The sequence below is a fragment of the Shewanella sp. 30m-14 genome, from assembly GCF_052977125.1.
On record NZ_JBRILW010000003.1, the window covers coordinates 169,835 to 194,526 of the forward strand.

21 protein-coding genes are annotated in these 24,692 nt (G+C 45.5%); 3 read left to right on the top strand and 18 right to left on the bottom strand.

What is annotated here, in order from left to right; genetic code table 11:
* Nucleotides 1-137 precede the first annotated feature (137 nt).
* The 12 genes from ACVBIU_RS03675 to ACVBIU_RS03730 all read right to left on the bottom strand — a co-directional run bounded on the left by ACVBIU_RS03675 (nucleotide 138) and on the right by ACVBIU_RS03730 (nucleotide 14,181).
* Nucleotides 138-1,121 (bottom strand): formate dehydrogenase subunit gamma, encoded by a 984-nt coding sequence (locus ACVBIU_RS03675; RefSeq protein ID WP_447159089.1) that lies wholly within the window; start codon nucleotides 1,119-1,121, stop codon nucleotides 138-140.
* Between the two features lie 80 nt (nucleotides 1,122-1,201).
* Nucleotides 1,202-1,771, bottom strand: coding sequence for a formate dehydrogenase FDH3 subunit beta (fdh3B, locus tag ACVBIU_RS03680; RefSeq protein WP_447159090.1), 570 nt, complete (start codon nucleotides 1,769-1,771; stop codon nucleotides 1,202-1,204).
* 29 nt (nucleotides 1,772-1,800) lie between these two features.
* Nucleotides 1,801-4,656, bottom strand: a complete 2,856-nt coding sequence (locus tag ACVBIU_RS03685) for a molybdopterin-dependent oxidoreductase (RefSeq protein ID WP_447159091.1) — start codon at nucleotides 4,654-4,656, stop codon at nucleotides 1,801-1,803.
* Between the two features lie 18 nt (nucleotides 4,657-4,674).
* Nucleotides 4,675-4,872, bottom strand: coding sequence for a twin-arginine translocation signal domain-containing protein (locus ACVBIU_RS03690; RefSeq protein WP_447159092.1), 198 nt, complete (start codon nucleotides 4,870-4,872; stop codon nucleotides 4,675-4,677).
* Between the two features lie 761 nt (nucleotides 4,873-5,633).
* Complete coding sequence (locus ACVBIU_RS03695; RefSeq protein WP_447159093.1) at nucleotides 5,634-6,641, bottom strand: formate dehydrogenase subunit gamma; 1,008 nt, start codon at nucleotides 6,639-6,641, stop codon at nucleotides 5,634-5,636.
* 53 nt (nucleotides 6,642-6,694) lie between these two features.
* The gene (fdh3B, locus tag ACVBIU_RS03700; protein WP_447159094.1) at nucleotides 6,695-7,282 is read right to left on the bottom strand and encodes a formate dehydrogenase FDH3 subunit beta; all 588 of its coding nucleotides are present in this window, start codon (nucleotides 7,280-7,282) and stop codon (nucleotides 6,695-6,697) included.
* Nucleotides 7,283-7,308: 26 nt separating this feature from the next.
* A complete protein-coding gene (locus ACVBIU_RS03705; protein ID WP_447159095.1) occupies nucleotides 7,309-10,158 on the bottom strand; it encodes a formate dehydrogenase subunit alpha in 2,850 nt (949 codons plus the stop codon).
* Between the two features lie 15 nt (nucleotides 10,159-10,173).
* Nucleotides 10,174-10,374: a twin-arginine translocation signal domain-containing protein gene (locus tag ACVBIU_RS03710; RefSeq protein ID WP_447163106.1), complete on the bottom strand. Its 201-nt coding sequence runs from the start codon at nucleotides 10,372-10,374 to the stop codon at nucleotides 10,174-10,176.
* A gap of 177 nt (nucleotides 10,375-10,551) precedes the next feature.
* Nucleotides 10,552-11,226, bottom strand: a complete 675-nt coding sequence (locus tag ACVBIU_RS03715; RefSeq protein ID WP_447159097.1) for a TorD/DmsD family molecular chaperone — start codon at nucleotides 11,224-11,226, stop codon at nucleotides 10,552-10,554.
* A 10-nt stretch (nucleotides 11,227-11,236) separates the two neighbouring features.
* Nucleotides 11,237-12,955: a 4Fe-4S binding protein gene (locus ACVBIU_RS03720; protein WP_447163107.1), complete on the bottom strand. Its 1,719-nt coding sequence runs from the start codon at nucleotides 12,953-12,955 to the stop codon at nucleotides 11,237-11,239.
* A 111-nt stretch (nucleotides 12,956-13,066) separates the two neighbouring features.
* Entirely contained in the window at nucleotides 13,067-13,717 is a 651-nt protein-coding gene (locus ACVBIU_RS03725) for a DUF3306 domain-containing protein (protein ID WP_447163108.1), read from the bottom strand.
* Complete coding sequence (locus ACVBIU_RS03730) at nucleotides 13,714-14,181, bottom strand: DUF3305 domain-containing protein (protein ID WP_447159100.1); 468 nt, start codon at nucleotides 14,179-14,181, stop codon at nucleotides 13,714-13,716. Before ACVBIU_RS03730 ends, ACVBIU_RS03725 begins: the two co-directional genes overlap by 4 nt.
* A gap of 284 nt (nucleotides 14,182-14,465) precedes the next feature.
* Here ACVBIU_RS03730 and ACVBIU_RS03735 point away from each other — a divergent pair, with 284 nt between their 5' ends.
* Complete coding sequence (locus ACVBIU_RS03735) at nucleotides 14,466-15,308, top strand: formate dehydrogenase accessory sulfurtransferase FdhD (protein WP_447159101.1); 843 nt, start codon at nucleotides 14,466-14,468, stop codon at nucleotides 15,306-15,308.
* A gap of 47 nt (nucleotides 15,309-15,355) precedes the next feature.
* The gene (locus tag ACVBIU_RS03740; protein ID WP_447159102.1) at nucleotides 15,356-16,261 is read left to right on the top strand and encodes a substrate-binding domain-containing protein; all 906 of its coding nucleotides are present in this window, start codon (nucleotides 15,356-15,358) and stop codon (nucleotides 16,259-16,261) included.
* Between the two features lie 4 nt (nucleotides 16,262-16,265).
* On the opposite strand, the gene ACVBIU_RS03745 is transcribed toward ACVBIU_RS03740, so the two are convergent.
* The 3 genes from ACVBIU_RS03745 to ACVBIU_RS03755 form a co-directional block, all read right to left on the bottom strand.
* Entirely contained in the window at nucleotides 16,266-16,637 is a 372-nt protein-coding gene (locus ACVBIU_RS03745; RefSeq protein WP_447163109.1) for a nuclear transport factor 2 family protein, read from the bottom strand.
* Nucleotides 16,638-16,757: 120 nt separating this feature from the next.
* Nucleotides 16,758-17,888: a 23S rRNA (adenine(1618)-N(6))-methyltransferase RlmF gene (rlmF, locus tag ACVBIU_RS03750; RefSeq protein ID WP_447163110.1), complete on the bottom strand. Its 1,131-nt coding sequence runs from the start codon at nucleotides 17,886-17,888 to the stop codon at nucleotides 16,758-16,760.
* A gap of 66 nt (nucleotides 17,889-17,954) precedes the next feature.
* Nucleotides 17,955-18,356: a flagellar basal body-associated protein FliL gene (locus ACVBIU_RS03755; RefSeq protein WP_447159105.1), complete on the bottom strand. Its 402-nt coding sequence runs from the start codon at nucleotides 18,354-18,356 to the stop codon at nucleotides 17,955-17,957.
* Between the two features lie 153 nt (nucleotides 18,357-18,509).
* Here ACVBIU_RS03755 and ACVBIU_RS03760 point away from each other — a divergent pair, with 153 nt between their 5' ends.
* Entirely contained in the window at nucleotides 18,510-19,073 is a 564-nt protein-coding gene (locus ACVBIU_RS03760) for a chorismate--pyruvate lyase family protein (protein ID WP_447159106.1), read from the top strand.
* 51 nt (nucleotides 19,074-19,124) lie between these two features.
* On the opposite strand, the gene ACVBIU_RS03765 is transcribed toward ACVBIU_RS03760, so the two are convergent.
* The 3 genes from ACVBIU_RS03765 to ACVBIU_RS03775 all read right to left on the bottom strand — a co-directional run bounded on the left by ACVBIU_RS03765 (nucleotide 19,125) and on the right by ACVBIU_RS03775 (nucleotide 24,539).
* On the bottom strand, nucleotides 19,125-21,929 hold the full coding sequence (locus tag ACVBIU_RS03765) for an immune inhibitor A domain-containing protein (protein ID WP_447163111.1): 2,805 nt from the start codon (nucleotides 21,927-21,929) through the stop codon (nucleotides 19,125-19,127).
* 1 nt (nucleotide 21,930) lies between these two features.
* On the bottom strand, nucleotides 21,931-22,233 hold the full coding sequence (locus tag ACVBIU_RS03770) for a hypothetical protein (protein WP_447159108.1): 303 nt from the start codon (nucleotides 22,231-22,233) through the stop codon (nucleotides 21,931-21,933).
* Between the two features lie 143 nt (nucleotides 22,234-22,376).
* On the bottom strand, nucleotides 22,377-24,539 hold the full coding sequence (locus ACVBIU_RS03775) for an MGH1-like glycoside hydrolase domain-containing protein (RefSeq protein WP_447163112.1): 2,163 nt from the start codon (nucleotides 24,537-24,539) through the stop codon (nucleotides 22,377-22,379).
* Nucleotides 24,540-24,692: the final 153 nt, after the last annotated feature.

A 24,692-nucleotide genomic window follows, 5' to 3' on the forward strand; every position in this document is an offset into this window, starting at 1 on the left:
CTATCAATGAAATGTAGTTTTTTTTGTTAAGCAGATCATACTTTAGCGATTGCGCATAAATTGTACGACGAGTACTTAATATAAAAACACCCCAGCTACGAATAGCTAGGGTGTTTAGGCGTTAAGCATAAAGAGGATTACTCTTTGTACTTAAGCGTACCGTTCTCTTTGATTTCATCGAACCAAAGATTGTGGTGTTGGCTTGCCCAAGTTTCGTCACAGTAACCAGAAACCATACACTCCATACCACCTTCAGACATAACCGTTGCCATAAAGATATGCACGATTGAGAAAGCAGTAATGATGATAGCACTGACAGAGTGAAGTACTAACGCAATTAGGCTTAATGTACGGCTAGGCTCGAACCAGTTCGGGAATAGCAATAACATACCTGATGCAGAAATCAGTAGGCCAAAGGCAGCGAATGCCCAGAACCATAATTTCTCACCCGCGTTAGCAAAACCAGCGTCTGGATGCTTACCTTTAAATGGACCGAAATTGATGTAACCACCAACAACCATCATCCACTTAATGTCGTACATCTTAGGCATCTGATTTTTAGCCCATAGCGTAACCATAAGCGCCCACCCCAACATGAACGGGATCGCCATGATGTCGTGAACTTGCTTAGCAGCGTTTACCATACCAGCCCATAGGCCTTCACCGATGTACGGCTGGACGAAATAACGACCAGCAAGTAGCGTTAAGCCTGTCAGGATCAATAGCAGGCAAGGAATAGCACCTAACCAGTGAATTGATACGTCAAACTTAGACCAACGGTAAACCAGCTTGCCTGAGTAACCACCGTGAAGCTTAGAAATGCCATTCACTTTGATAAACAGAACAAAAATAATGATCATGCCGAAAAGGGCAGCCATTAATGCTGGAGCAAGAATATCACTACGTAGCTCTAAAACACGTAAGTCATACGTGTTGATTGCTTGACCGTGAAACTCGCTTGTTGATGTTGTACGACCTTCTTCGCCAGCTTTAAGCTGAGCCCAAACTTGGCCGTTGTTGATATCAACAGTGTCACCTAGTTTGTCTGAAGCATTGGCAAATACTGACACACTGAAAAACAGTGCAATTGCCACGCCTATGTGTTTTAACCATTTGTTCATAATACGTCCTCTGTTACCACTAAGTGGTTCAAGTCAATGAACCACTCAGGGTATGTTGGATGTTAGTCAACCTAAGTTGATTAACCCCAAGCTGCGTTTTTAGAACCACGGTATGCAACACGCTCACGGAAGATTGAAGAAACAATCTCAGCATCACCCGCAAGTAGCGCTTTAGTTGCACACAACTCAGCACACATAGGTAGCTTGCCTTCAGCAATTCGGTTTGCACCGTATTTCTGACGCTCTGCTTCAGAGAAGTTCTCTTCTGGGCCACCGGCACAGAAAGTACACTTGTCCATCTTACCGCGAGCACCGAAAGCGCCGCCTTGAGGGAACTGAGGAGCACCAAATGGGCAAGCATATAGGCAGTAACCACAACCGATACAAGTATCTTTGTCGTGCAATACGATGCCATCTTCAGTCTTGTAGAAACAGTTTGCAGGGCAAACAGCCATACAAGGTGCATCACTACAGTGCATACATGCTACTGAGATAGACGCTTCGCCTCTCTCACCATCATTGATAGTCACAACGCGACGACGTTGAATACCCCACTCTAGAGCAGAGTCGTTTTCGTTCTTACATGCTGTGACACAACCGTTACACTCGATGCAGCGCTTGGTATCACATAAAAATTTCATTGTAGCCATTCTGGCAATTCTCCTAGCTAATTCTGCTATTACGCTTTAGTGATCTGACACAGCGTTGCCTTGGTTTCCTGCATCTGAGTCACAGGGTCATAACCATAAGTCATTGCAGTGTTACAAGATTCACCGATAACGTAAGGAACAGTACCTTCTGGATAGTTAGGCGCTAAGCTTTCACCTTCCATGACACCCGCAAAGTGGTAAGGCATCCAAGTTACACCAGGCTTAACGCGTGGAGTGACCATAGCCTTAATCTTAATGCGACCGCCTTCAGCACCTTCTAGCCATACTGTGTCACCGTCTTGAATGTTACGGTCAGCAGCATCAGCAGGACTGATTTCAACAAACATCTCTTGTTGAAGTTCAGCCAACCATGGGTTTGAACGCGACTCTTCACCACCACCTTCATACTCAACTAGACGACCAGAAGTCAGACCTAGTGGGTACTTATCTGTGTTGTCCACCTCTTGGATTGACTTGTACAGAGTTGGTAAACGATGAACTTGCATATCGTCATAAGTTGGGTACTTAGACACAAGATCACGACGAGGCGTGTATAACGGCTCACGGTGAACAGGCACTTGGTCTGGGAATGTCCAAACGATACAACGCGCTTTAGCGTTACCGTATGGGATACAACCGTGCTTCATCGCTACGCGAACGATACCGCCAGATAGATCGGTCTTCCAGTTTTTACCTTCTGCTTGCGCTTTTTCGTCAGCAGTCAGTTCATCCCACCAGCCAAGCTGCTTAAGCATAGCGGCAGAGAATTCTGGGTAACCGTCTTGGATTTCAGCGCCTTTAGAGAAGCTACCGTCAGCCAAGATGTTTTCGCCTTTATACTCAACACCATAACGTGCACGGAAGTTACCACCGCCGTCTAGAACATGTTTGCTTGTGTTATAAAGGATCTGTGTACCAGGATGCTTCTGCTCTGGCGTACCCCAACATGGCCAAGGTAGACCATAAGTTTCGCCTTTAGCAGGACCGCCAGCAGCTTCAAGAGTCTTGTTGCTGAAGGTACCCCAGTTCATTGTGTGCTCTTTAATACGCTCTGGGCTTTGACCAGACATACCAATCGTCCACATACCGCGGTTAATTTCGCGAGTGATGTCTTCGATAACAAGAACGTCGTTGGCATCTTTAGCGATACGCTTAGTATATTCGTTAGCAAAACCAAGCTTTTGAGATAGACGGTACATGATCTCAAGGTCGGTCTTAGATTCGAATAATGGCTCGATAACCTTTTCGCGCCACTGCTGGCTACGGCCAGAGTTAGATACTGAACCTTCAGTTTCAAACTGAGTTGCAGCAGGCAATAGGTAAACACCATTCTTACGACGGTGCATAACACCCGCCATAGTTGGGAATGGATCCACAACAACAACAGTGTCCATCTTGTCTAATGCATCACGTACGTCGCGCTGACGCGTTTCAGTGTTAACTGATTGACCCCAGAAAAATGCCATGCGAACACGATCTTTCTGAGCTAGCTTTTCAGGTGTTTCTAAAACACCGTCGTGCCAACGTGAACAAGGAATACCAGGTGTGTTCATCGGAACGCGACCTAAGTATGAGTTTTGATCGAAACGACCTTTAACCCAGCTAGGATCTAGTTCCCAAACGTTAGTCCAGTGATCCCATGCGCCTGAAGTCAAACCGTAATAACCAGGAAGGTTGTCGAACAATAGACCTAAGTCAGTCGCACCCTGAACGTTATCGTGACCACGGAAAATGTTAGTACCGCCACCAGATACACCCATGTTACCTAGGGCTAGCTGAAGGATACAGTATGCACGAGTGTTCGCGTTACCCACGTGATGCTGAGTACCACCCATACACCAAACTACAGTGCCAGGACGGTTGTCGGCCATAAGCTTAGCGGCTTGGTAAACTTCTTCTTCGCTACATCCAGTGATGTCTGTAACTTCTTTTGGTGGGAACTTCTTCGCTTCAGCGCGAATGCTTTCCATCTCAAATACACGCTCTTTAATGAACGTCTTATCTTCCCAACCATTTTCAAAGATGTGCCAAAGCATACCGTAAATGAATGGGATATCCGTACCTGGACGCAGTGCACAGTGAAGATCAGAGTGAGCTGCTGTACGAGAGAAGCGTGGATCAACAACGATTAATTTAGCGTTGTTTTTCTCTTTAGCGATCAAGATATGCTGCATTGCAACAGGATGCGCTTCAGCAGGGTTTGCCCCGATGAAGAAGATTGCGTTTGCATTCTGGATATCGTTGAAAGAGTTAGTTTGCGCACCGTAACCCCAAGTGTTAGCAACACCGGCTACCGTGGTAGAGTGACAAATACGTGCTGAGTGGTCGACGTTGTTCGTGCCCCACATAGCCGCAAATTTACGATACATGTAACAGCCTTCGTTCGAGAACTTAGCGCTACCCATAAAGTAAACAGAGTCTGGACCTGATTCTTTACGAATGGTCTGCATTTGGTCGCCAACTTCGTTGAAAGCCTGCTCCCAAGAGATTTTCTTCCACTTGCCATCAACAAGCTTCATTGGATACTTAAGACGCTTTTCACCGTGACCGTGTTCACGAAGTGCAGCACCTTTAGCACAGTGACCGCCCGCGTTGAATGGGTGATCGAAAGCAGGCTCTTGACCTGTCCATACGCCATTTTGAACTTCTGCGTAAAGACCACAACCTACCGCACACGCACTACATACAGTACGTTTGATTTCAGTTGGTACATCATGTGGGATATCTTTGGCTTCTGCTTTGCGCATCATGCCTGTACCCAACAAAGAAGCCGCAGCAATACCACCAGAGGTGATACCAGCTTGCTTCATAAACTGACGACGGCTAATACCTAGAGATTTTTTCTCTACCGTAGATGCCGCGTTGGATTTGCGAGTTAACTTCATCGCTTAAATTCTCCTAAACTAGCCGCGTAAGCTATTGTAATAACTGCGGATATGCGCAGTTTCATGATAGCCATTGTCATTGTTCGAGCTGACTTTACTTTCACTTGCTTGAGCAACACTCACGCCCGTAGCGGCGATAGCAACACTTGCAGTGCCACCAATGGTCAGTGCTTTCAGCAAAGATCTGCGGTTCAGATCAGGCTGTTGCTTCTTCATTTTTACTCCTGGTAGAAAGGAATACTCTGGTTATAAAAACTTAAGATACGTTTAAAAATTGGACGGCATACACTTCAACTGAATCATTTGTAAATAAAGTGATCAACATTGTAAAAAGTGTTTACTTATTAAAGGTATCCATTCAAATCACCTGCGTAATATAAAGAATTTTATGTCAGGAAAAATTGATCTGAATCTGGTTAAATTTCTACTTTGGGACAAATTTTACCAGAAGTGTTAAGCAGCGCATGTTTACAGAACTAAAGACGGTATAGAGCACTAATAAATCCGCAGTTACGGCAATAAAAAAGTTAACAAAAATTTAGCAACTACAGTACTTTAAAGCCGATATATAAGCTAAATTGCAACTATTAACATATATAGCCCTTGGTGCTGGTTATTTGTACTAAACTGACTATTTAAGACAAGAAATCATTAGCGGGTTCGGCAATAAAGACAGACTACAAATCTGTCCATACACAAAACGTTAATATCTCTTAACCACTGCAGTAAAACTTTTACCTTTTAAAACACCCCTCCCAGTCCTATCGCTGACGCACTTTGCTAAATGGGGGAAAACGGGCGTTAAACAAAAGTCGTTACAATCGCATTTTGTCTAACCCGTCCGAATTAAAATCCATCAGTATAGAAAAGTGAACGACTCAGAATGTGTTTGGCAAACTCATTCAACGCAGAAGTAGACAGCAAAAAAAATGCCCCGACTAAGTCGAGGCATTTTTCATATGATAATGGATCTAGCGTTAGTCTTTATAAACGATACTATTACCATCTTTCATTTCATCGTACCAAACATTGTGATGTTGGATTGCCCAGTTTTCATCGCAATAGCCCGATACCATACACTCCATACCACCTTCACTTAATACCGTTGCCATCCAGATATGCACGATAGTAAATGCGATAATAATAATCGCGCTGATAGAGTGGATTAATAACGCGGCCATCGAGGCTTCACGTGGTAAATCTAAACCTGGTAATACAAGCATTAACCCAGATGCGGCGATAAATAAACCGAAAAGAGTTAAGCTCCAAAACCACATTTTCTCACCAGCGTTAGCAAATCCACTGTCAGGATGCTTACCTTTAAATGGGCCAAAGTTGATGTAACCACCAACTACGAGGAACCATTTTAAGTCATACATCTTGAAGGTCTGCATCGGCATCCACTTAACAACACACAAGACCCAAGACACGATAAATATCGGTCCAACCCAGTCGTGTATTGTCTTACTACCATAAATCAGTGCAGCCCACAGGCCTTCACCGATATAAGGTTGTAATACGTGTTTACCCAGCATGATATTTAGACCCGTGAAGATTAGCGCCAAACAAGACGTCGCTAATACCCAGTGGATCCAGAGATCTGCTTTAGACCAACGTAGAACCATTTTTCCTGAAAAGCCTTTACTCAATTTAGAAGGGCCGTTCACTAAATAGAAAAATAGAAATGCTGCAAATACGCCAACAACAGTAATACCCATCACAGGGGTTAAGTACTTATTGCGAACGATTTCGCCCTCATTACCTACAACGTTAATTAGAACACCAGTCTCAATACCTTTTGCAGTGGTGTAACCCGAATCACCAGCCTTAACGGCACGCCAAAGATCGACGTCATTGGTTGCAACTTTTTGCTGATTCGTTTGACCATCCGCTGCCATTGCAGAAGCGCTAAGCCCTAACCCCATTGAAAGTACCAATGGAATAACTAGCAGTGCAAACAGGCTGCGCAGTGATTTCATAAACATATTCACTCCTTTATTGGACCGCAAGCCAAGGCTTGCAGCCCTATTCAGCCAGACTAGCCAGTGGTTGGGGTATAACCCCAAAGCGCTTCTGGTGCACCTCGTGCGGCAGAACGTTCACGGAAGATGTTAGAAATGACTAAAGCATCCCCCGCAAGTAGTGACTTAGTCGAACAAAACTCTGCACATAAAGGTAATTTCCCTTCTGCAATACGGTTCGCACCGTATAATTTCTGCTCTTCTTCAGAGAAATCGGGCACTGGACCACCCGCGCAGAAGGTACATTTATCCATCTTGCCGCGACTACCAAATGCATCCTTCTTAGGGAACTGAGGCGCTCCAAAAGGACATGCATAGAAACAGTAACCACAACCGATACAGGTTTCTTTGTTGTGTAAGACGATGCCTTCATCAGTACGATAGAAGCAATCTGCAGGACAAACTGCCATACAAGGTGCATCGGTACAGTGCATACATGCCACTGAGATTGATGCTTCACCCGGCTCACCGTCATTGAGCGTAACCACGCGACGACGTTGAATCCCCCACCCAATAGCAGAAGCATTGGCGTTTTTACATGCTGTGACGCAACCGTTACACTCGATGCAGCGTTTGGTGTCACATAAGAATTTCATGACTGCCATAATGGCTTATCTCCTCATCAAGTTAATTAGGCTTTACTGACCTGACACAAGCTCGCTTTCGTCTCTTGCATCTGTGTCACAACATCATATCCATAGGTCATTACGGTATTAGCAGCTTCGCCAATAACGTAAGGAACCGTTCCTTCTGGGTAGTTCTTCTCTAGGCTCTTACCTTCAAATACACCCGCGAAATGATATGGCATGAAGCATTCACCTGGTACAACTCGTGGAATGACCATGGCCTTAACGGTGATTTTCGCACCTTCAGGGCTATGAACAAACACTGTGTCATTATTACGAATACCGCGATCGGCTGCATCAGCTGGATTGATCTCGATAAACATCTCTTGCTGAAGTTCAGCAAGCCATGGATTCGAACGCGTTTCTTCACCACCACCTTCATATTCGACCAAACGTCCAGTCGTAATAATAAGTGGGAAATCTTTAGCGAAGTCCTTCTCCTGAATAGTCTTATACAGGGTAGGCAGACGTGCAACCATACGGTCTTCGTACGTTGGATACTTAGCCACTAAGTCACGACGAGGCGTATATAACGGCTCACGGTGCAGTGGGATATCATCAGGGAAGTTCCAAACAATACAACGTGCTTTCGCATTACCGTAAGGAATACAGCCATGCTTAATCGCTACTCGCTGAATACCACCAGAAATATCGGTCTTCCAGTTTTTACCTTCAGCAGAGACTTTCTCCTCTGCTGTCAGATCATCCCACCAACCAAGCTGCTTGAGCATCTTGTCGGTAAACTCAGGGTAACCATCTTTGATTTCACTGCCCTTAGAGTAAGAGCCTTCAGCCAAGATGTTAACGCCGTCATGCTCAACACCATAACGGGCGCGGAAGTTACCGCCACCATTCATCACTTCGCGACCGGTGCGATACAGGATCTGAGTACCTGGGTGCTTAAACTCTGGCGTACCCCAACATGGCCAAGGTAAACCATAGGTTTCTCCCTTAGCTGGACCACCCGGTGCTTCAAGCGATTTGATATCGAAAGTGCCCCAGTTTTCTTGGTGCATCTTCAAACGCTCAGGGCTTTGGCCTGTGTAACCAATGGTCCACATACCTCTGTTGAACTCACGCGTCATATCTTCAATCAACGGCTCATCACCGTTCACTTTGATATGCTTACAGAACTCTTTTTCAATGCCCCATTTCTTGGCGAGCTTGTACATGATCTCGTGATCAGGCTTAGACTCAAAGAGCGGTTCAATAACCTTGGTACGCCATTGCAACGAACGGTTTGAAGCCGATACCGAACCATAGGTTTCAAACTGAGTACATGCAGGCAGTAGATACACGCCATCGGTACGCTCGTGCATAACACCTGCCATCGTTGGGAATGGATCCACAACAACCACGGTTTTCATTTTGTTCAGTGCTTCACGGACTTCACGACCACGGGTTTCAGTGTTAACTGACTGCCCCCAGAAGAATGCCATGTGGATGTTATCTTTCTGAGCAATCTTAGACTTGTCTTCAAGTACACCATCGTGCCAACGTGAACACGGGATCCCCGTCGAAGTCATTGGATCTTGACCTAAACGTGGCTCAGGGTCGAAGCGGCCCTTCACCCACTCATAATCTAAATCCCAGACGTTACACCAATGCTTCCAAGAACCTGTTTTTAGACCGTAATAACCCGGTAGAGTATCGAACAACAGACCCATGTCAGTTGCACCCTGTACGTTATCGTGGCCACGGAAAATGTTAGTACCGCCACCAGATACCCCCATGTTACCTAGGGCTAGCTGTAAGATACAATATGCACGAGTGTTGGCATTACCCACGTGATGCTGAGTACCACCCATACACCAAACGATAGTGCCTGGCTTAGTTTCAGCAAGTAACTTAGCGACGCGACGCATTTGCTCTTCGGTTGCACCAACAATATTAGCAACTTCAGCAGGGTGATACTTCTTCACCTCTTCGCGAATACGTTCCATGCCGTAAACACGCTGGTCGATAAAGGTTTGGTCTTCCCAACCATTTTCGAAGATGTGCCATAACAGACCATAAATGAAAGGAATATCCGTACCTGGACGAATATGCACGAACTCATCAGACTTAGCTGCAGTTCGGGTGAAACGAGGGTCGACAACAATAATTTTTGCGCCGCGCTCTTTACCAATCAAAATATGTTGCATAGCAACGGGGTGAGCTTCACAAGGGTTTGAGCCGATGAACATCATCGCCTTCGCATTGCGAATATCGTTAAAAGAGTTAGTTTGCGCACCATAGCCCCAAGTGTTTGCAACACCGGCTACAGTGGTAGAGTGACAAATACGTGCAGAGTGGTCGACATTGTTGGTGCCCCACATTGCCGCAAATTTGCGGTACATATAAGCTTGTTCGTTAGAGAACTTTGCACTACCCATGAAGAATACAGAGTCTGCACCCGATTCTTTACGAATATCTAGTGCGTGTTGGCCCACTTCTTCAATCGCTTGATCCCATGAAAGACGCTTCCACTTACCGCCTTCTAGCTTCATAGGGTATTTCAGACGCTTTTCACCATGGCCATGCTCACGAAGCGCGGCACCTTTTGCACAGTGTCCACCCGCATTAAATGGGTGATCAAATGCTGGCTCCTGAGTTGTCCATACACCGTTTTGAACGCCGGCATAAACGCCACAGCCTACAGAGCAGTGAGAACAGATAGTACGTTTAGTTTCGGTGGGAACATCGTGGGGGATAAATTTAGCTTCTGCTTTACGCATCATTCCTGCGCCAAGCATAGATGCCGCTGCAATACCGCCTGTCGCGAGGCTTGCGGACTTGAGGAATTGGCGACGGTTTAGACCTAAGACTGGCTTATTGCTTTTGACAGCTTGGTCTGCTTTGCGGGTTAATCGCATCACACTCTCCTTTAATTAGTTACTGCGCAATGTGTCGTAATAACTACGAACATGGTCAGACTCTTGATAACCAATACCTTTTTCCGCAATAGGTGCGATTTCAGGTTCTGCGGCAAGAGCTTGTCCACTTGCAGTTGCAACTGCGCCAGCCGCACCGCCGATAGCCAATGCCTTTAGCAGTTGACGACGGCCCATGTCGGAAGCTTGCTTCTTCATAGTGTCTCCTTAGATTTACTAAAATTAAGATAAATTGCTTATGTTTAAACGCTCTATCCAGTTCTTGTGGGCTTCTTGCTGAGAAGAATCCCTGTTTTTGTCTATGTCAGCTCAGGCTGAGTCAAAATTGAGCCCAAGCACTGAACTGACATAAATCCAAACCTCTACCGATAGCGATTAAGACGCTAGCTCATTGGTAGAAGGCTCAATCTTTTCAGAAGATTCTGCTTCACTGCCTGGGCAGTTAACCGGAATATTCAAACTTAACTGTTCAAACTCTTTCGCTTCGAGAACGAAAAATGCTTTAGCAAGCTGAGCAACGGTTGCATAAAAAGCCGCACTTGGCGCTTTAGCTAAGTTATCGCAAAAACGCTCAATCCAGCTGCCCATATGGCGTTGGTAGAAAGCTAGCTGACGGTAACCTGGCGCTTCTAAGATCAAGGTGCCCATCACTTCGCAAAGTGCTGCCACATGATCTTCAGGCTCTTTAACGTCTTCTTCACGCTCAAAACCAAGCTGCATCAGGTCATTACGTAGCAGCGCTAATGGCTTGTCCATTAGTGAACCAGTCATGAACCAGCTACCATAAGGTAGGATCTCACCACAGCCCACACCGAGGAATACGCTGAAGTACTCATCTTCAAGCTGTTCTGAACTAAACTGCTGAGCAGCCAATTTAAGTCCAACCCAAGCCTTAGTCATGTCGCTATCGTCATCAGCATCAATTTCTAAACCCGCTAAGAACTCAAGGAGTTCAGGGCTAGGTTGACGACGTAATAGCGCAGCAAACAACTGATAAATATCGGCTCTTAACTGATCGTTTTCTGAAACTTCTCTTACTAATTCGGTCATGGCTAAACTCTTATCGCAGTTGCTTTTCAGGATCTTGAAGAATGTCTTCAAACATGTCTTTTACTCGACAGTCACCACACATTTTTAAACGCTCTGTGTTGGCACTGAAGGCACTGTGGGTTCCTACCACTTCTAACATCCGCTTCACCATGGATTGTGTTGCGAACGGTTCGCCGCAAGTAATACATTCGAAGGGAGCTTCCTCATGCAGGGTTTTACGCTCCTGACGCGCAGCTTTATCAAAATTAACCTGAGACGTTAAGCTGATAACTTTCTCAGGGCATGCTGTTTCACACAAACCACACTGCACACAATCTTGCTCAACAAAATAAAGCGCTGGTCGATCACCGCCATCGGTCAATGCCATCGTTGGACAGGTCGCCACACAAGACATACACAAGGTACAGTTTTCAGTGTTAACACTGACTTGACCGTATGGCAGGTTGCTCTGTGACAAACACGTATCGACAGATGCAGCCTGTTCATTTAGATGATCGATTGCGTTGTAAATGGTTTCACGCTTAGTGGTTGCCACAAACTCAGCAGGCACTATCACTGGCCAGCTTGCACTGGTAACAAGCAACTCTGAAAGCTCTTTAGCACCGGCTTCGCTAAGATGAGCCTCGGTGATAAGGCTCACGCGTCGCGGTTGCCCCATTTCATCAAGAATGTCGTTGGCTAGCGCTAATTCACCATTAAGCATTTGAGTTAATGTTGGCGCAGTCGCATCCGTTTGCAGGATTAATACCTGACGCGCACCCCATGCTAATGCTGACAACCAATGGTCCATGCTCGCAACGGTGATCTCCTCCATTGCAATCGGGATGATTTCACCCGCGAGGGCTTCAGTTATCGCCTCTTCGCCTTTACCCATATCATGAAATAGGATCACTGGAGCAATTTGTGCTTGGGAGCGGAAGTTCGTCACCAGCTTATTCAGGTAGGTATGCATAGCTTGCGGCGTTGGCAAGTCATAACTAATAGCACCTGTTGGGCAAGCATTAGTACAACTACCAGCACCGTGACAAAGGTAAGGATCAATTTCGATCATCTTCCCTACGCTAGTAATCGCATCGGCGGGACAGAAGTTCAAACAACGAGTACAGCCTTCATTGCCGTGACGGTAATGGGCACAAATATCACTGTTAATTTTAACGTAGCGTGGCTTATCGAATTGGCCAACCAGCTCTGGAAGCTGCTCTAGCGCTTCATCGAGCTTAGCTTGGTCTTGACCCACATAGAAATAGCCTGGTGGCAGCATTTCAAGATTGATGCAAGGGCTCATGCTAAGGTCGAGAATAAGGTCGAAGTGGGCTTTACGAATGGCGACAGTACTTAATTCTGCATTACCGTTTTCGTGTTCAACCTTGACTTGAAACTGACCTAAGAAACCTTTAATTTCAACAAGCTTGTTGTAATAGCTCTCTACGTCTTCAGCAGCAGTCATTACTTTTTCAAGATGGGCTTCGTCCTGGCTAGTGATTGGCTCGTTCGCCAAAATGGCGCACTTACCCATACTAGACAACTTGTCCGCAGCTAAACGTGCCAAATCTTCTGGCCCGATAACAAGAACATTACCTTCGGTGGTGTAGCTAATGGTCGGTGGGATCAGATTTTGAATCATCTGAGTCCCAGCAAGGACCTTTTGTCGAACCTCTTTGAGTCCAACTTGTGTTTCACTATTGCTCACATTGCGTTCCTGAACAGTTCTTTGGCTGTTTCTGTACATGAGTATCGCTGTTATCTCATCGCGCTTTTCATTAGCACCAGCTTTTATTACTCTCTAAATACAGCAATTCACATACCAAATTTGTGGAAATAAAAACACTCTATAGTGACGTTAAACAACTTTAGCGGTCGTAATATCACTGCTTTTTGGTTCATTTTGGGACAAGTCGTCTTTATTGTCGTCCAAAATGTCCGATACAGCTTTTGTATCATTAAGGTGTTCATTCTGATCGGTATTTTCAGCTGCAATCATCTCATCTGATGCTGCCTCAACGCCGTCTTTGGCTCCATTCTCATCATCTTCATCTTTGAAGTTATGGCGGAATACTTTCTTAAATAGCTCAGCAGAGACATCAGCTGTTAGCTTAGGCTGATTACTGTAATCAAGCGCATATTCAAGCAAGCCATCAATTTCGCTGTAGTGTGGCTGCTTCCATAGTGCCTTTAGTGCTGCAGCTTTTGCAGCCGGGTCTACATTAGCGCCCATAAAGCTGGCAAAACTACCACCGACTTCAATTTTTTCAGGATCAGGCAAGTCCTCTGCACGCAAAATCTTATCGGCTTGCGCTTCAGCTTGTGTGTCGTCAGAGGCTGGGGTTGAATCTGATGCTGTTACTTGCTCTGCTTCAGCTTGCTGTTGGGCAGCTAGCGCCTGCTCTTCGGCTTGTTGCTGTGCCGCGGCTTCTGCGGCAGCGACTTCCGCTTCACCCTCAGCCTCTACTTGTTGCTTACGTAAATTCCAGCGGGATAAAAATCCACTCATGTTCTGTCCGCCATGTGGTTAGTACTTGGCCCTTGGTTCTTACGGCGATCCACATGTTTACGGCGATGTGCGCTAATTTCGACTTCACCATGACGAGTAATGAACGCTTCAATCCAGCAGGCAATAGCCTTGGGCATAGGGATGTTTAATACTGGGGTATCAGCTTCTAAACAACCGGCTGCGACATTTTGGTCAGCAGATAAGGCAACTGGGATCCACTCACCTTCGAGCGTTTCATCACAGACGATATACAGCATCGCGTTATCCATATCGATATTGATACGGTAGCTGCCGCGCTCATCTTTGTGTAGCTCAAGTAGAATTAGGTAGGCACCTTCAGGTGCGGCGTGGGTGGCAGGAAGTATCTGATCGACCTCCCACTGTACTGAGGTCCATCTTCCGACTTGCTTCTCGGTCTTCTTAAGAGAAACGTACATTGGCCATTGGCTTTCGGTATGTTGCATTCAGTCTCCGTCTTGCCTGAGGTGGCTGCCGATATAGCAGTCCAACTATATAAATACTCCCCTAAGCTAAAGCAATATATGTGCCATACGATATCAATTAAATAGTTTGAACTAGATCAACTATTCCAAGCAAAGACTAGGACATTTTGTCTAAATAGCAATTACCGATAGGACATAAAAGGGCGACCCTAACACTGGAACTGTGATCTACTGCTAATTTATTCCCCCTATAAAATTAGGTACAGATATTGCTTAGAACTAGGCGCAATTATTCCCTTTAACAGATGATGGGTCACATGACAGCATACAAAAGCAATCCAAAGTTAATTAAAACCAATACTGAAGTCCCTCTTACGATTGCTGTAACCGCCATTAATGAAAATGGTGAAAAAGTAGATAAGTTCATTGCTTGCGAACGCCCTCTCACTGTTTATCTAAATTGGCAGCCTATTGTGACGTTAATGACACTTGGCGCCCGAGCTGAAGCATTGTCATTAGGCTATCTTAAAAACCAAGGATTCATCTCAGATATCAATAAGCTAGAATCTGTCATCGTTGACTGGGATGTGAATTCAGCCGCCATCATTACCAGTGAGAAAATTGAAAATCTAGATGAAAAACTGTCTGAAAAAACCGTCACAACAGGCTGTGGACAAGGTACGGTTTACGGCGACTTTATGACTGGACTTGATGACATTAAGTTACCCACGCCTCAGTTAAAACAGAGCATGATCTATAGCTTGCTTAAAAATATCAGTGCCTACAATGAAACCTACAAAAATGCCGGTGCAGTGCATGGTTGTGGCTTATGCCAAGAAGACCAAATTGTTGGCTTTGTTGAAGATGTCGGTCGTCACAACGCTGTTGATACCTTAGCCGGTGAGATGTGGTTAAACCAAGATTCGGGTAACAACAAACTGTTTTACACCACAGGACGTTTAACCTCTGAGATGGTGATTAAAGTCGCCAAAATGGGGATCCCAGTGGTGTTATCCCGCAGCGGCGCAACACAGATGGGATTAGAACTCGCACAGCAGCTTGGAATTACCATGATTGCTCGCGCTAAAGGTCGTCACTTCTTAATTTATAACGGTGCTGAGAATATTGAATTTGATGCAATTGCCTAACCGAATAGACCTAATAACTAGTATTAAATGCGCAACAAGGATTAATCATGACCGAGCCGACTGACCTGATCTATATGAGTGCCAAACAGGTATCTGAGTACCTAGATCTCAATGAGAAGAAAGTCTACTCAATGGCCAACGACCGCATTCTTCCCGCGACTAAAATAACGGGTAAATGGCTATTTCCAAAGATCTTAATCGATAGATGGGTGATGGATTCATGCCACAGCGGCATGCTATCTGATCGTATGCACATCACAGGTAGCGATGACCCACTCTTGTCAATGTTGGTCGCTAGAATGATGTCACAGGTGGGTAAAACCGAGCTCATCAGTTACAGCTCTACTGGTTCACGCTTAGGTTTAGACTTGCTTTCACGAGGTTATGCCGATGTGTGTACTCTGCACTGGGGCAGTGTTGAAGAGCGTAGTGTTCGCCACCCTGCTTTGTTACAGGGTTACGCTAACCACCAGCAATGGGTCATGGTGCACGGCTATACCCGTAAACAGGGCTTAATGATGCGTCCAGACATGCATCACCGCTGTCAGGAGTTGGACAAAGTGTCCCAACAGTCTTGGCGTTGGGTCGCTCGCCAAGCGGGAGCCGGTAGTCAACAACACCTTGAACAATGGCTGATGAAGCAAGGTGCTTCATTTGAAGAGCTAAATTCAAGTATTGTGGCACAGAGTGAACGAGAGTTAGCGGGTTATATTGCTCGTAACAATGCCGATATCGGTTTTGGCTGTCAGTCGGTGGCACTTGAAAGTGGCTTGAGTTTTGTGCCACTCGTCACAGAGTCTTTTGATTTTGTCATGCCGCAGGGGATCTACTTTAGACGCCAGCTGCAAAGACTTTTCAACTTATTAGCTGAGCCACAAACCCAACAACTCGCAGCTACGCTTGGGGGATATGACTTAACAGATTGCGGTAAGTTACTCTGGAATGGCCAGTAATAAACTAGAACGGCTTACATTGGGTACCTTGATGAAATACCATTTGCCATAAATCTCGATTTTTTCGCCAGATAGAACTGCGAATTGAAAAGCTGATGACATTCTCATCAGCTTTTTTTAATGTAGCTCGATAGGTTACCTGACAAACATCAGGCGCCAACTCTATCACTGCAAATTGGCTAGTTTCAATCAATGGCATACGTTCATCGGGCAATCTAGCAAGCACTTCCGCTTTGCCAAAGCTATAGCCGCTGGCTGCAAACTCTAGAAAATCATCACTCAGCAAACGCTCCAGCTCAGCACGAGAAGCTCTCACTTCAGGCTTTTGCAGATAGAGTTCTAGCTCAACAAGTAGGTTTTCCAGTTTGAAGTTCACAATAGAATCCCGTAGCGCCAGTAGATTTATCCCTTTATCAGTCTAGGATAGCTTTTGATATTTTTGAAGTATCTCAGGTGCTTATTTAGCGATTAAACCTGACCACCTTCTGAAAGGTTACTACTGCGCATCACGAAACTGTTGCCACAACTCTCTTTGTTCAGGTTTAAGGAAAGTCCAAGCTAACACTCGAGTAATTTTATTTCCCTGATGCATCTCGATCTCTTTCACCTCATCGGCTTGTACTTTTTCAAGTAAGGCCATCGCCGGTTTCAAGTTTTCTTTTTTAGACACCAAGGTGGTAAACCATAAGCATTGATTGGCAAAATCTCGACTCTCGCTAATCATCACTTGTAAAAACTGCTGCTCACCGCCCTCACACCATAACTCAGCTTTTTGCCCGCCAAAGTTCAGTACTGTGTTCGACCTATCCGCGATCGCTTTAGGTTTATCCGCAGCAAGTTTTACTGATTTAGCTCTATTTGCCGTTAAGTTTTTAATTTTACGAGCTGTACCTTCATTCGCCTCGGCCAAAGAGGCATGAAACGGTGGGTTACATAAGGTCAGATCGAAACGGTCATCGGCTTGGATCACACCACAAAAAACCTGTTTTGGATTTGTTTGTAGGCGTGCACCAAAGTGATCACTGATCTCTGGATTATGAGCAAATATTGTTTGTGCATTCGTTATCGAAAGCGGATCCACATCACTGCCCACAAAGTTCCATCCATAAGACTGGATCCCCAATAATGGATAGATAACGTTGGCACCGGTACCGATATCTAACACCTTAACTCTCGGCCCTTTAGGTACTTGTTTCTTACTGGATTTCTTAACCGCGAGTAGATCTGCCACATAGTGAATGTAATCGGCACGACCAGGGATCGGCGGGCATAAAAAGCCAGTTGGTATATCCCAGTTATCAACGCCATAATGCAATTTCAACAGCGCGGAATTGAGCATTTTAACCGCTTGTGGATCGGCAAAGTCTATCGATAGATTACCGTAGGGATTAGGCTTAACAAACGGTTTTAACGCTGCAAAGGCTGCGATCAAAGCTGGAAAGTCATAGCCCTGGTTGTGCACATTTCGCGGATGCAGCGACTTAGTCGTTTGCCCCTTAACAATCGCAGTTTTCTGCCCCTTAGTCGCAGGCTTTGAATGTGGCGATGTAGAGGCTACTTTTCGCTTGGGTGCTGAAGGCTTACTCGCCTTGCGCTCTTGAGTTGAAGATTTAGTTTTATGACTCATGTTTTAACGCGCCAGCACCTGTAAAAGAGCAAACACTACAAATGTTTGCATTGAAAATTAATCTTATTAATCATAAAGGTATTTAGTAAACAGTAAGTTTACTACCAGAGGACTACCCGTTTCTTGTTCCAGAAGTTGATTCACTTTCTCGTAGCATTGACGACGGATCTCTTCCTTACCCGTTAAAGACTTCACCTTGTCTTCAGTCTGGTTGCCTAAGATCTCAACAATCGCAGCTCTTAACAGAGGATCATGCCTCTCTAAACTAACCAGTTGTTCTGGTTTTTTAACCATTAATTCGACACTTAGTCTGACATAGCCCAACTTCTTTCTATTGGAAATATAGTTAGTCACTATCTCAGGTTCGAAGCCATAGTAAGCGTACTCTTCTAGCGGCTTATTGTCGGCTGCCACAGCACTAAAGCTGCTGCAGAGCGCCACGAGTAGTACGGCTATTATTTTGTTCATCTTCAAACTTACTCCCTAGTCGATATTCGATGAGACCGAGTCTCATTCCATGTTGTTACATGCCGAGCTAATCACTCTGAGTCGACAACCTCTACCTGCAACGGCATGGGCATGCTAGACTGCTTCGGTTTGCTGTATTGTACCGAGAATTTGATGACTGTGACTAGGCTAAGCTTCCCTTATGGTGAATCAATCCAATGGTTTTCACCAGAACAAATCGCCAATTTACCTACGCCACCTTTTAAGGACTGGCTATTAAGCACTTGTAGCTTAACGCAAAAACTAAAAAAGCAATGCACTCACTTTGAAGTCCGAGTTCTTGGAGAGGACACCCTAATTCCCCCTGTAGAAGAGGCCTTTGGCAACGAAAGCATGTGGATTAGAGAGGTGTTACTCGTTTTAGATGGGATCCCGTGGATTTTTGCGAGAACCCTAATCCCTGGGCGATTACTAGAGAAAAAACAACAAGATTTTCTAGGCTTAGGCGGCAGACCATTGGGCGAATTACTCTATTCAACCGATGAGTTTACTCCAGGCAGAATTGAAGTGGCGCATTTTGAAGCCTGCAGCAAAATAGCTAAACTGGCAAAATCACTGCAACAAGATGTCAGTGAAGAGTTGTGGGGGCGCCGTCGCTACTTTCAACATGAAACCGAACAATTGGTGGTGAGCGAGGTTTTCTTACCCGCCGCTCAAGCAGCCATCGCTAAACTTTAGCGCTATCGCTGGCATAGAAAACGATCTGTTTTATGCCAGCGAGTCATGCTGTTATTGGCGACGATACACACCCAGTAGAGCAAGCATTACCAGCGACAACCAACCTAAACTTCCACCTCCAGACGAGCCCGCAGGCTCAATAACTGCAGCTGCCACCGTAATGAGTTCACTCTTTTGCGCTGTTTGCCCCATACTGTCTGTCACCGTTAACTGAACGGTATAGCTACCTGCTACGCCATAAGTGTAACTAGGAGATTGAGCAGCGCTGGTATTGCCATCGCCAAAGTCCCAAAGGTAACTCAAGTCACCATTACCGCCTGTCGACTGATTGATGAAGCTCACTAATAAGTTAGATGTGGTTTGAGTGAAGCCCACCTCTATCGCTGACCCCACAACAAGGTTGGTGTTATTGGTAAAACTTATGCCATTACCATCTGTTACGGTTACCGTGATGAGGTAATTACCATCAGTTGCGTAGGTGTAGCTGGGTGAAGCCTGACTACTGGTGCCATCAGTGGTACCAAAATCCCATGCGTAAGTATAATTGCCATCACCACCACTCGCATTGGCGGAGAAGCTTGCTTCTCGACCTTGTAAGCTATAACTAATACTGCTGTTGAGCTCTTGTGAGTCTGCTGGCGTTTGGCTGGTATACCTAAACTGCACCATCGCATTACTGCTATTGCCAGATTGAGTCATCACCTCCATGGTTAAGCCCAATTCCGGTAACACAGTGCCAGACTCCTTTTGCAGTGGCGCACTGTAATCATTGGCATCATCGAATAACTTAGCCGCCCCAAGGTGTTCATCGTTAAGGTAGCTCGACTGGTTAAATAAGCTAAAAGCTGCATCTCTGACTTGAACGCTCGAATCATTGCTGCCAATTAAGTTTTGATCAGCATCGACCACACTAATCAAGCTATAGCCGGGGTGGTTGCTCACTTCATTGTTAATGTACTCTTGGTTTTCAAACCATAATACAACCCCAGGATCATAAGATTTAGATTTAAGACCTTTATCAATACCTTGCTGGCTTCTTAGCTGAACAATGTAACGCCTGTCTTTACCTGGACGCTTATTACTTACTCTGGCAAACCCTGCATAGGCAATATCAGCCTCTAACTCACCACCATTAAAAAATATCGTATCGGTGTTATCGAGCATGATGTCGATATCATCGATCACTATGCCATAGTCACCCACGGCCTGATCCGTCACATATCGCACCGAGAGACGTACATCTCGGCCAGCATAAGGACTCAAATCAAACAGCAGGTTAACCCAAGCATCTGCGCCTTCGGCGCCAGCTAAATCGCTGGATTTACCGGTAATAATATTGCGTTCATTATTCTTCGAGTTACTCGCCTTAGTGTACTGACCAGCTATAGGTACACCATCGACCAGCAGCTGCGCGTAATCATAATCTTGCTCAATGCTCCAATGTGCTTGCATCGATAATACAAGTGGCGTGGCAGCGGGTAATTCAACATCGAATGACATGGCATGATTAATCATATCGCCTTGATCTGAATAGTACTGATACGAGCCGCTATATGGCTGTTTAAACTCAACATCCACAGCAGGGATTGGAATTGAGATTTGGTTGACCTGCTCATGGTTGACCGCCTCTACAAGATTAATATCTAACCCAGTATCGGCAATAGAATCGAGGGGCACAATTTGCTCAGTAACCCAATTACCGCCATAGATACTCTGTAGGTAAGAACGCGCATAAGGGCTAAAGCCTGATGGCATTGAGCCAGCAAGCGAACCGGCCCAACTCCCTCCCGCCATGAGCGACCAAAACCCTACCGGAGCCCCTTTACCGAGCTGCGTCGTGTCATACTCGTCAGGCAAGCCTAGGTCATGGCCAAATTCATGCACACATACACCCAGTGCCGCATCAATGGGCTGAATGGTATAGCCCGAAAGCTTAATGGCTGTTCCAGGTAACATATAACTGCCCCCATCGACAAACGAGCGATGGGACCAGATAGCATCGGCGCCCAACATCCCTCCACCCGCTTCTTCACCAATGCTCGAGTGGAAAATCATCACATGGTCGATAATGCCATCGGCTTCATTTGTTACACCGTTATTGTTTAAGTCAAAAGGATCTTCGATATCATAGCGAGCTAATTCAGCATCACTCATACCAGCAACCGCAGCAGTAACAGCTTCTTTGACTAAATCAGACACCGCGATGTCGTTATCATTATCATTGGGATCGTTACCGCCATAAACAGCCGCATTATTATCCGCTCGATACCAGCCCTTTACATCACCGGTAAAGAAAAAACTGCCACCCGATTCGGCTTGATAGTATTGATACCCTGTCATCAAGGTTTGCCCTTGAGGACCGTCATAACCCGTTTCAGAAAATAATAATGAGCGATAATGTTCGACCGAATAATCGTTATAGAACATCTGAGTATCACTACTGGTTAAGCCATTGTCGTTATGGGGAAGATCTGGGAAATCGATAAGTACGGTAAGCACTTTGACCGTTTTATCATTAAAACTCTTCACCAAGGGTGATGAATTGCTAGCTAACTTCGCCCGCTGTTTAGCCCGCTCAAGTCGTTTAAATTGCTGTTGTGCTTGGATCAATGGGATTTTCTTCACCCCACCAGCTCGTTTAGTAAACGCCTCTATCGCTTGCTGTTTTTCAGCTTCAGTTGCGTCAGCAGAAATCTCTCCGCGTTTAACCAGCCAATATAGCACCTGCTCTTTATTGATAATGTTGGCATCAGCAGTCGTACCCGATGTCACCGGAGCTGCCAGAGCGATAGGAGAAAATGAAATGAATGCACCCAAAAATACTGTGAACAATTTAGTTTTAAGCAATTTATTCATACTACTGACTTCCTTTTTTACAGTCTTTGAATGCCTTTTGACGCTTGCGGATATATTCGTTTACCGCCTCTTGCGCTTCAGCCTCAGTCATCTGCTCAGTAATCAAGCCACGCTCTTTAAGGTTAGCCTGTAATTTACTGGTATCGTGAATGGGTGACATAGAGCTGCACAAGGCTTGCTTGCGAGGAACATCGCTATGGGAGTCGGTAATAATCGACTGCTGTTGTATCTCGTGAGAGCGACTATTGCAGGCCGATACCAAAACAACACTAAGAAAAATAAAGACAAAAACAGAGACTTTCATAGACCACCCAACACTGCTGAATCACAAAACAATAACAACAACAGCAATACATTAACAGTCAGATTGATATATTTAGGTGGTCAATTTATTAAAAATAGGATTATCGACTAATTTTCATTGAGTTAGCAGCAAAAACATTGTGATTAATTATTATTCACATCGGTCAACCATGATTGATAAATAAGCAATAGTACAGAAGCTGACCAACTAAAATTAGTGCAGTGCAACCCCTCACCTGTGAGTGGGTTGTAATTTTCCCGAATCGGACTCTGGCCCAAAATCCCCTCTCCCTGCATCACCAATTGTGTTGCAAGCGCCTGAGCTTGCGAGTGATAACCGTAACGCTCAATCCCTTGCAAGCCAAATAATGCCTGATCTAACCACACTGGTCCGCGCCAATACTTTGCAGCAGCAAAGCTAGGACTGTCGGCACTCACTGTTGGAAATGGAATCAAGGTGCCAAATTGCGCAGCCCCAAGATGACGTTCAACAATAATCTTGGCCTGGGCATCACTTGCAGCCCCAGCCCAAAGGGGAAGCCAGCCTTCAACGCCCTTACCTTGCTCTATCATCAATTCGCTGCCTGTTGCAAAATAACGAATATCATAGAAAAACCCTGATTCAGGATCATACATCTGCATCTGGATCTGCTTGGCTAACCTCGTCGCCTCCACATCCCACTTCTTGGTATCACCATTACCCAATGCCTCAGCCATCTGCTGCAAAAAACGTTTCTCAGCATACAGATAAGCATTAAGATCAACCGACTCCTGTGATACCGAATAACCTACTAATTGACCTGCACTATGGTTTTGCCACACAGTTAATGCACCATCCACATCAAATCGTGGCGCGTTATCCATTCCCGACTCCCACGCAGCCGCTTCAATAACAGCTTCCGCATTAATAGAGCCATCTTCATTGAGGTGCATTGGATGCAGATTAGCGCCGTACTCGGCTAAACCGTTATCGTTGTTGTCACGGTTGCGATACCACCATTCATGATACGCCACCAATTTGGGATACATGGTCGTGAGAAAGCCCACATCCTTATCTTGCTCGTAGATCTGCCACACCGCCCACGCGGCCAATGGCGGCTTACCATTACGCTCGTTCCAGTTGCCTCCACCACCACCACGCTGAGCATCTTTATTGTAAAAAATGGCGTCAGGCAGATTGCCTGCATCTTGTGGTCTTAACGGATCTTGCGCCGTAAATTGATAATCAAACATGGCGAGTACATTCGATTTCGCCAACTCAGTATCGAATCGGGCTAAGGCAACCGCCTGCTTCCAGGTATCCCAGGCCCATACACCGTTAAACCATTTATAAGTAATCGATGGGGTAATCGCATCATGGGCAAGCGCTCCTGCTGGGCTACGCCAGTTATGCAGCAAGGTCAGCATGCTTTTCACGCCCAGTTGGCGAGCACTTTTATCACCACCTTGAATAACGTTATCGAGTCTTGATTGCCACTGACCGCGATTGCTCGCAAGCTGGGTATCAATCAGGGCCCAGTCGGGTTCCTTATGTGCTGTGCGCTCGGCTTGAGTATGAAAATAACGCTGCGCCGATACGAAGGTATGCTGCTGGCCCGCCTCTATGGCAATTGGCTTGGCGATGGCGCGATAACCGGATTTCTCGTTAAGATTAATCTTCATATCGCGATCAAACCAAAGATCATACTCGGCATCAGCTAACTGAATTTGCCAAGTTTCCATGATCGGATTAAGTTGCCATCGAATATGGTTTTCCCCGGCTAGCGTCTGCTTTATCAAGCTGTAATCAGGCAATGAAGGATGTGAGGTGAAGGGCGCGCCATGCCACACCAACTGCCAGTGTTGCGGCTGATGAGACAGGTTGATTAACTCAGTATGGATCACTGCTGTGCGATTATCGCTATAACTCAGGCTTAAATTCACCTGCAGATCAGACCAAGTAAAAGACTGCACTAGACCATCAGGCTTACTGTAAATCTCAACCTTATTGGCACTTTCAAAGGCAATAAACTCGTCTTTATCTAGATTAATAAGCTGCAAGCGCTGCAAACTATCACTCAGATGCAAACTGTACTCTTGCGCGATAAACAAGGGCCCAGTAAAACTCGCGTAGTAATCCGCATTGTCGGGCAAGTGAAAGCCATGCCAGGCACCCTGGTCGGTATAAACAGAGCCTATGGCCAGATTCCCCTTATTATCGCGCTGCTCCATCGAGCTTGGCGTACCCTGATACGGCAGCAGGTTTTGATAATCGGGAGAATCGAGTGAGGAAAGACTGGCGATACACAGTAGCAGGCAATTTAGCATGAGTTATTGTTATTTTTGAATATTATATCCAGAGTATTACAGGCTAAAATTTGTTCTGCAAGCCCGTTTAACCTTAGTTCACGATCCAAAAACTGAAATCATTATTGTCAGTCATTGATAGCGAGACTTAACTGACTGCCCACCAGTGGTAGA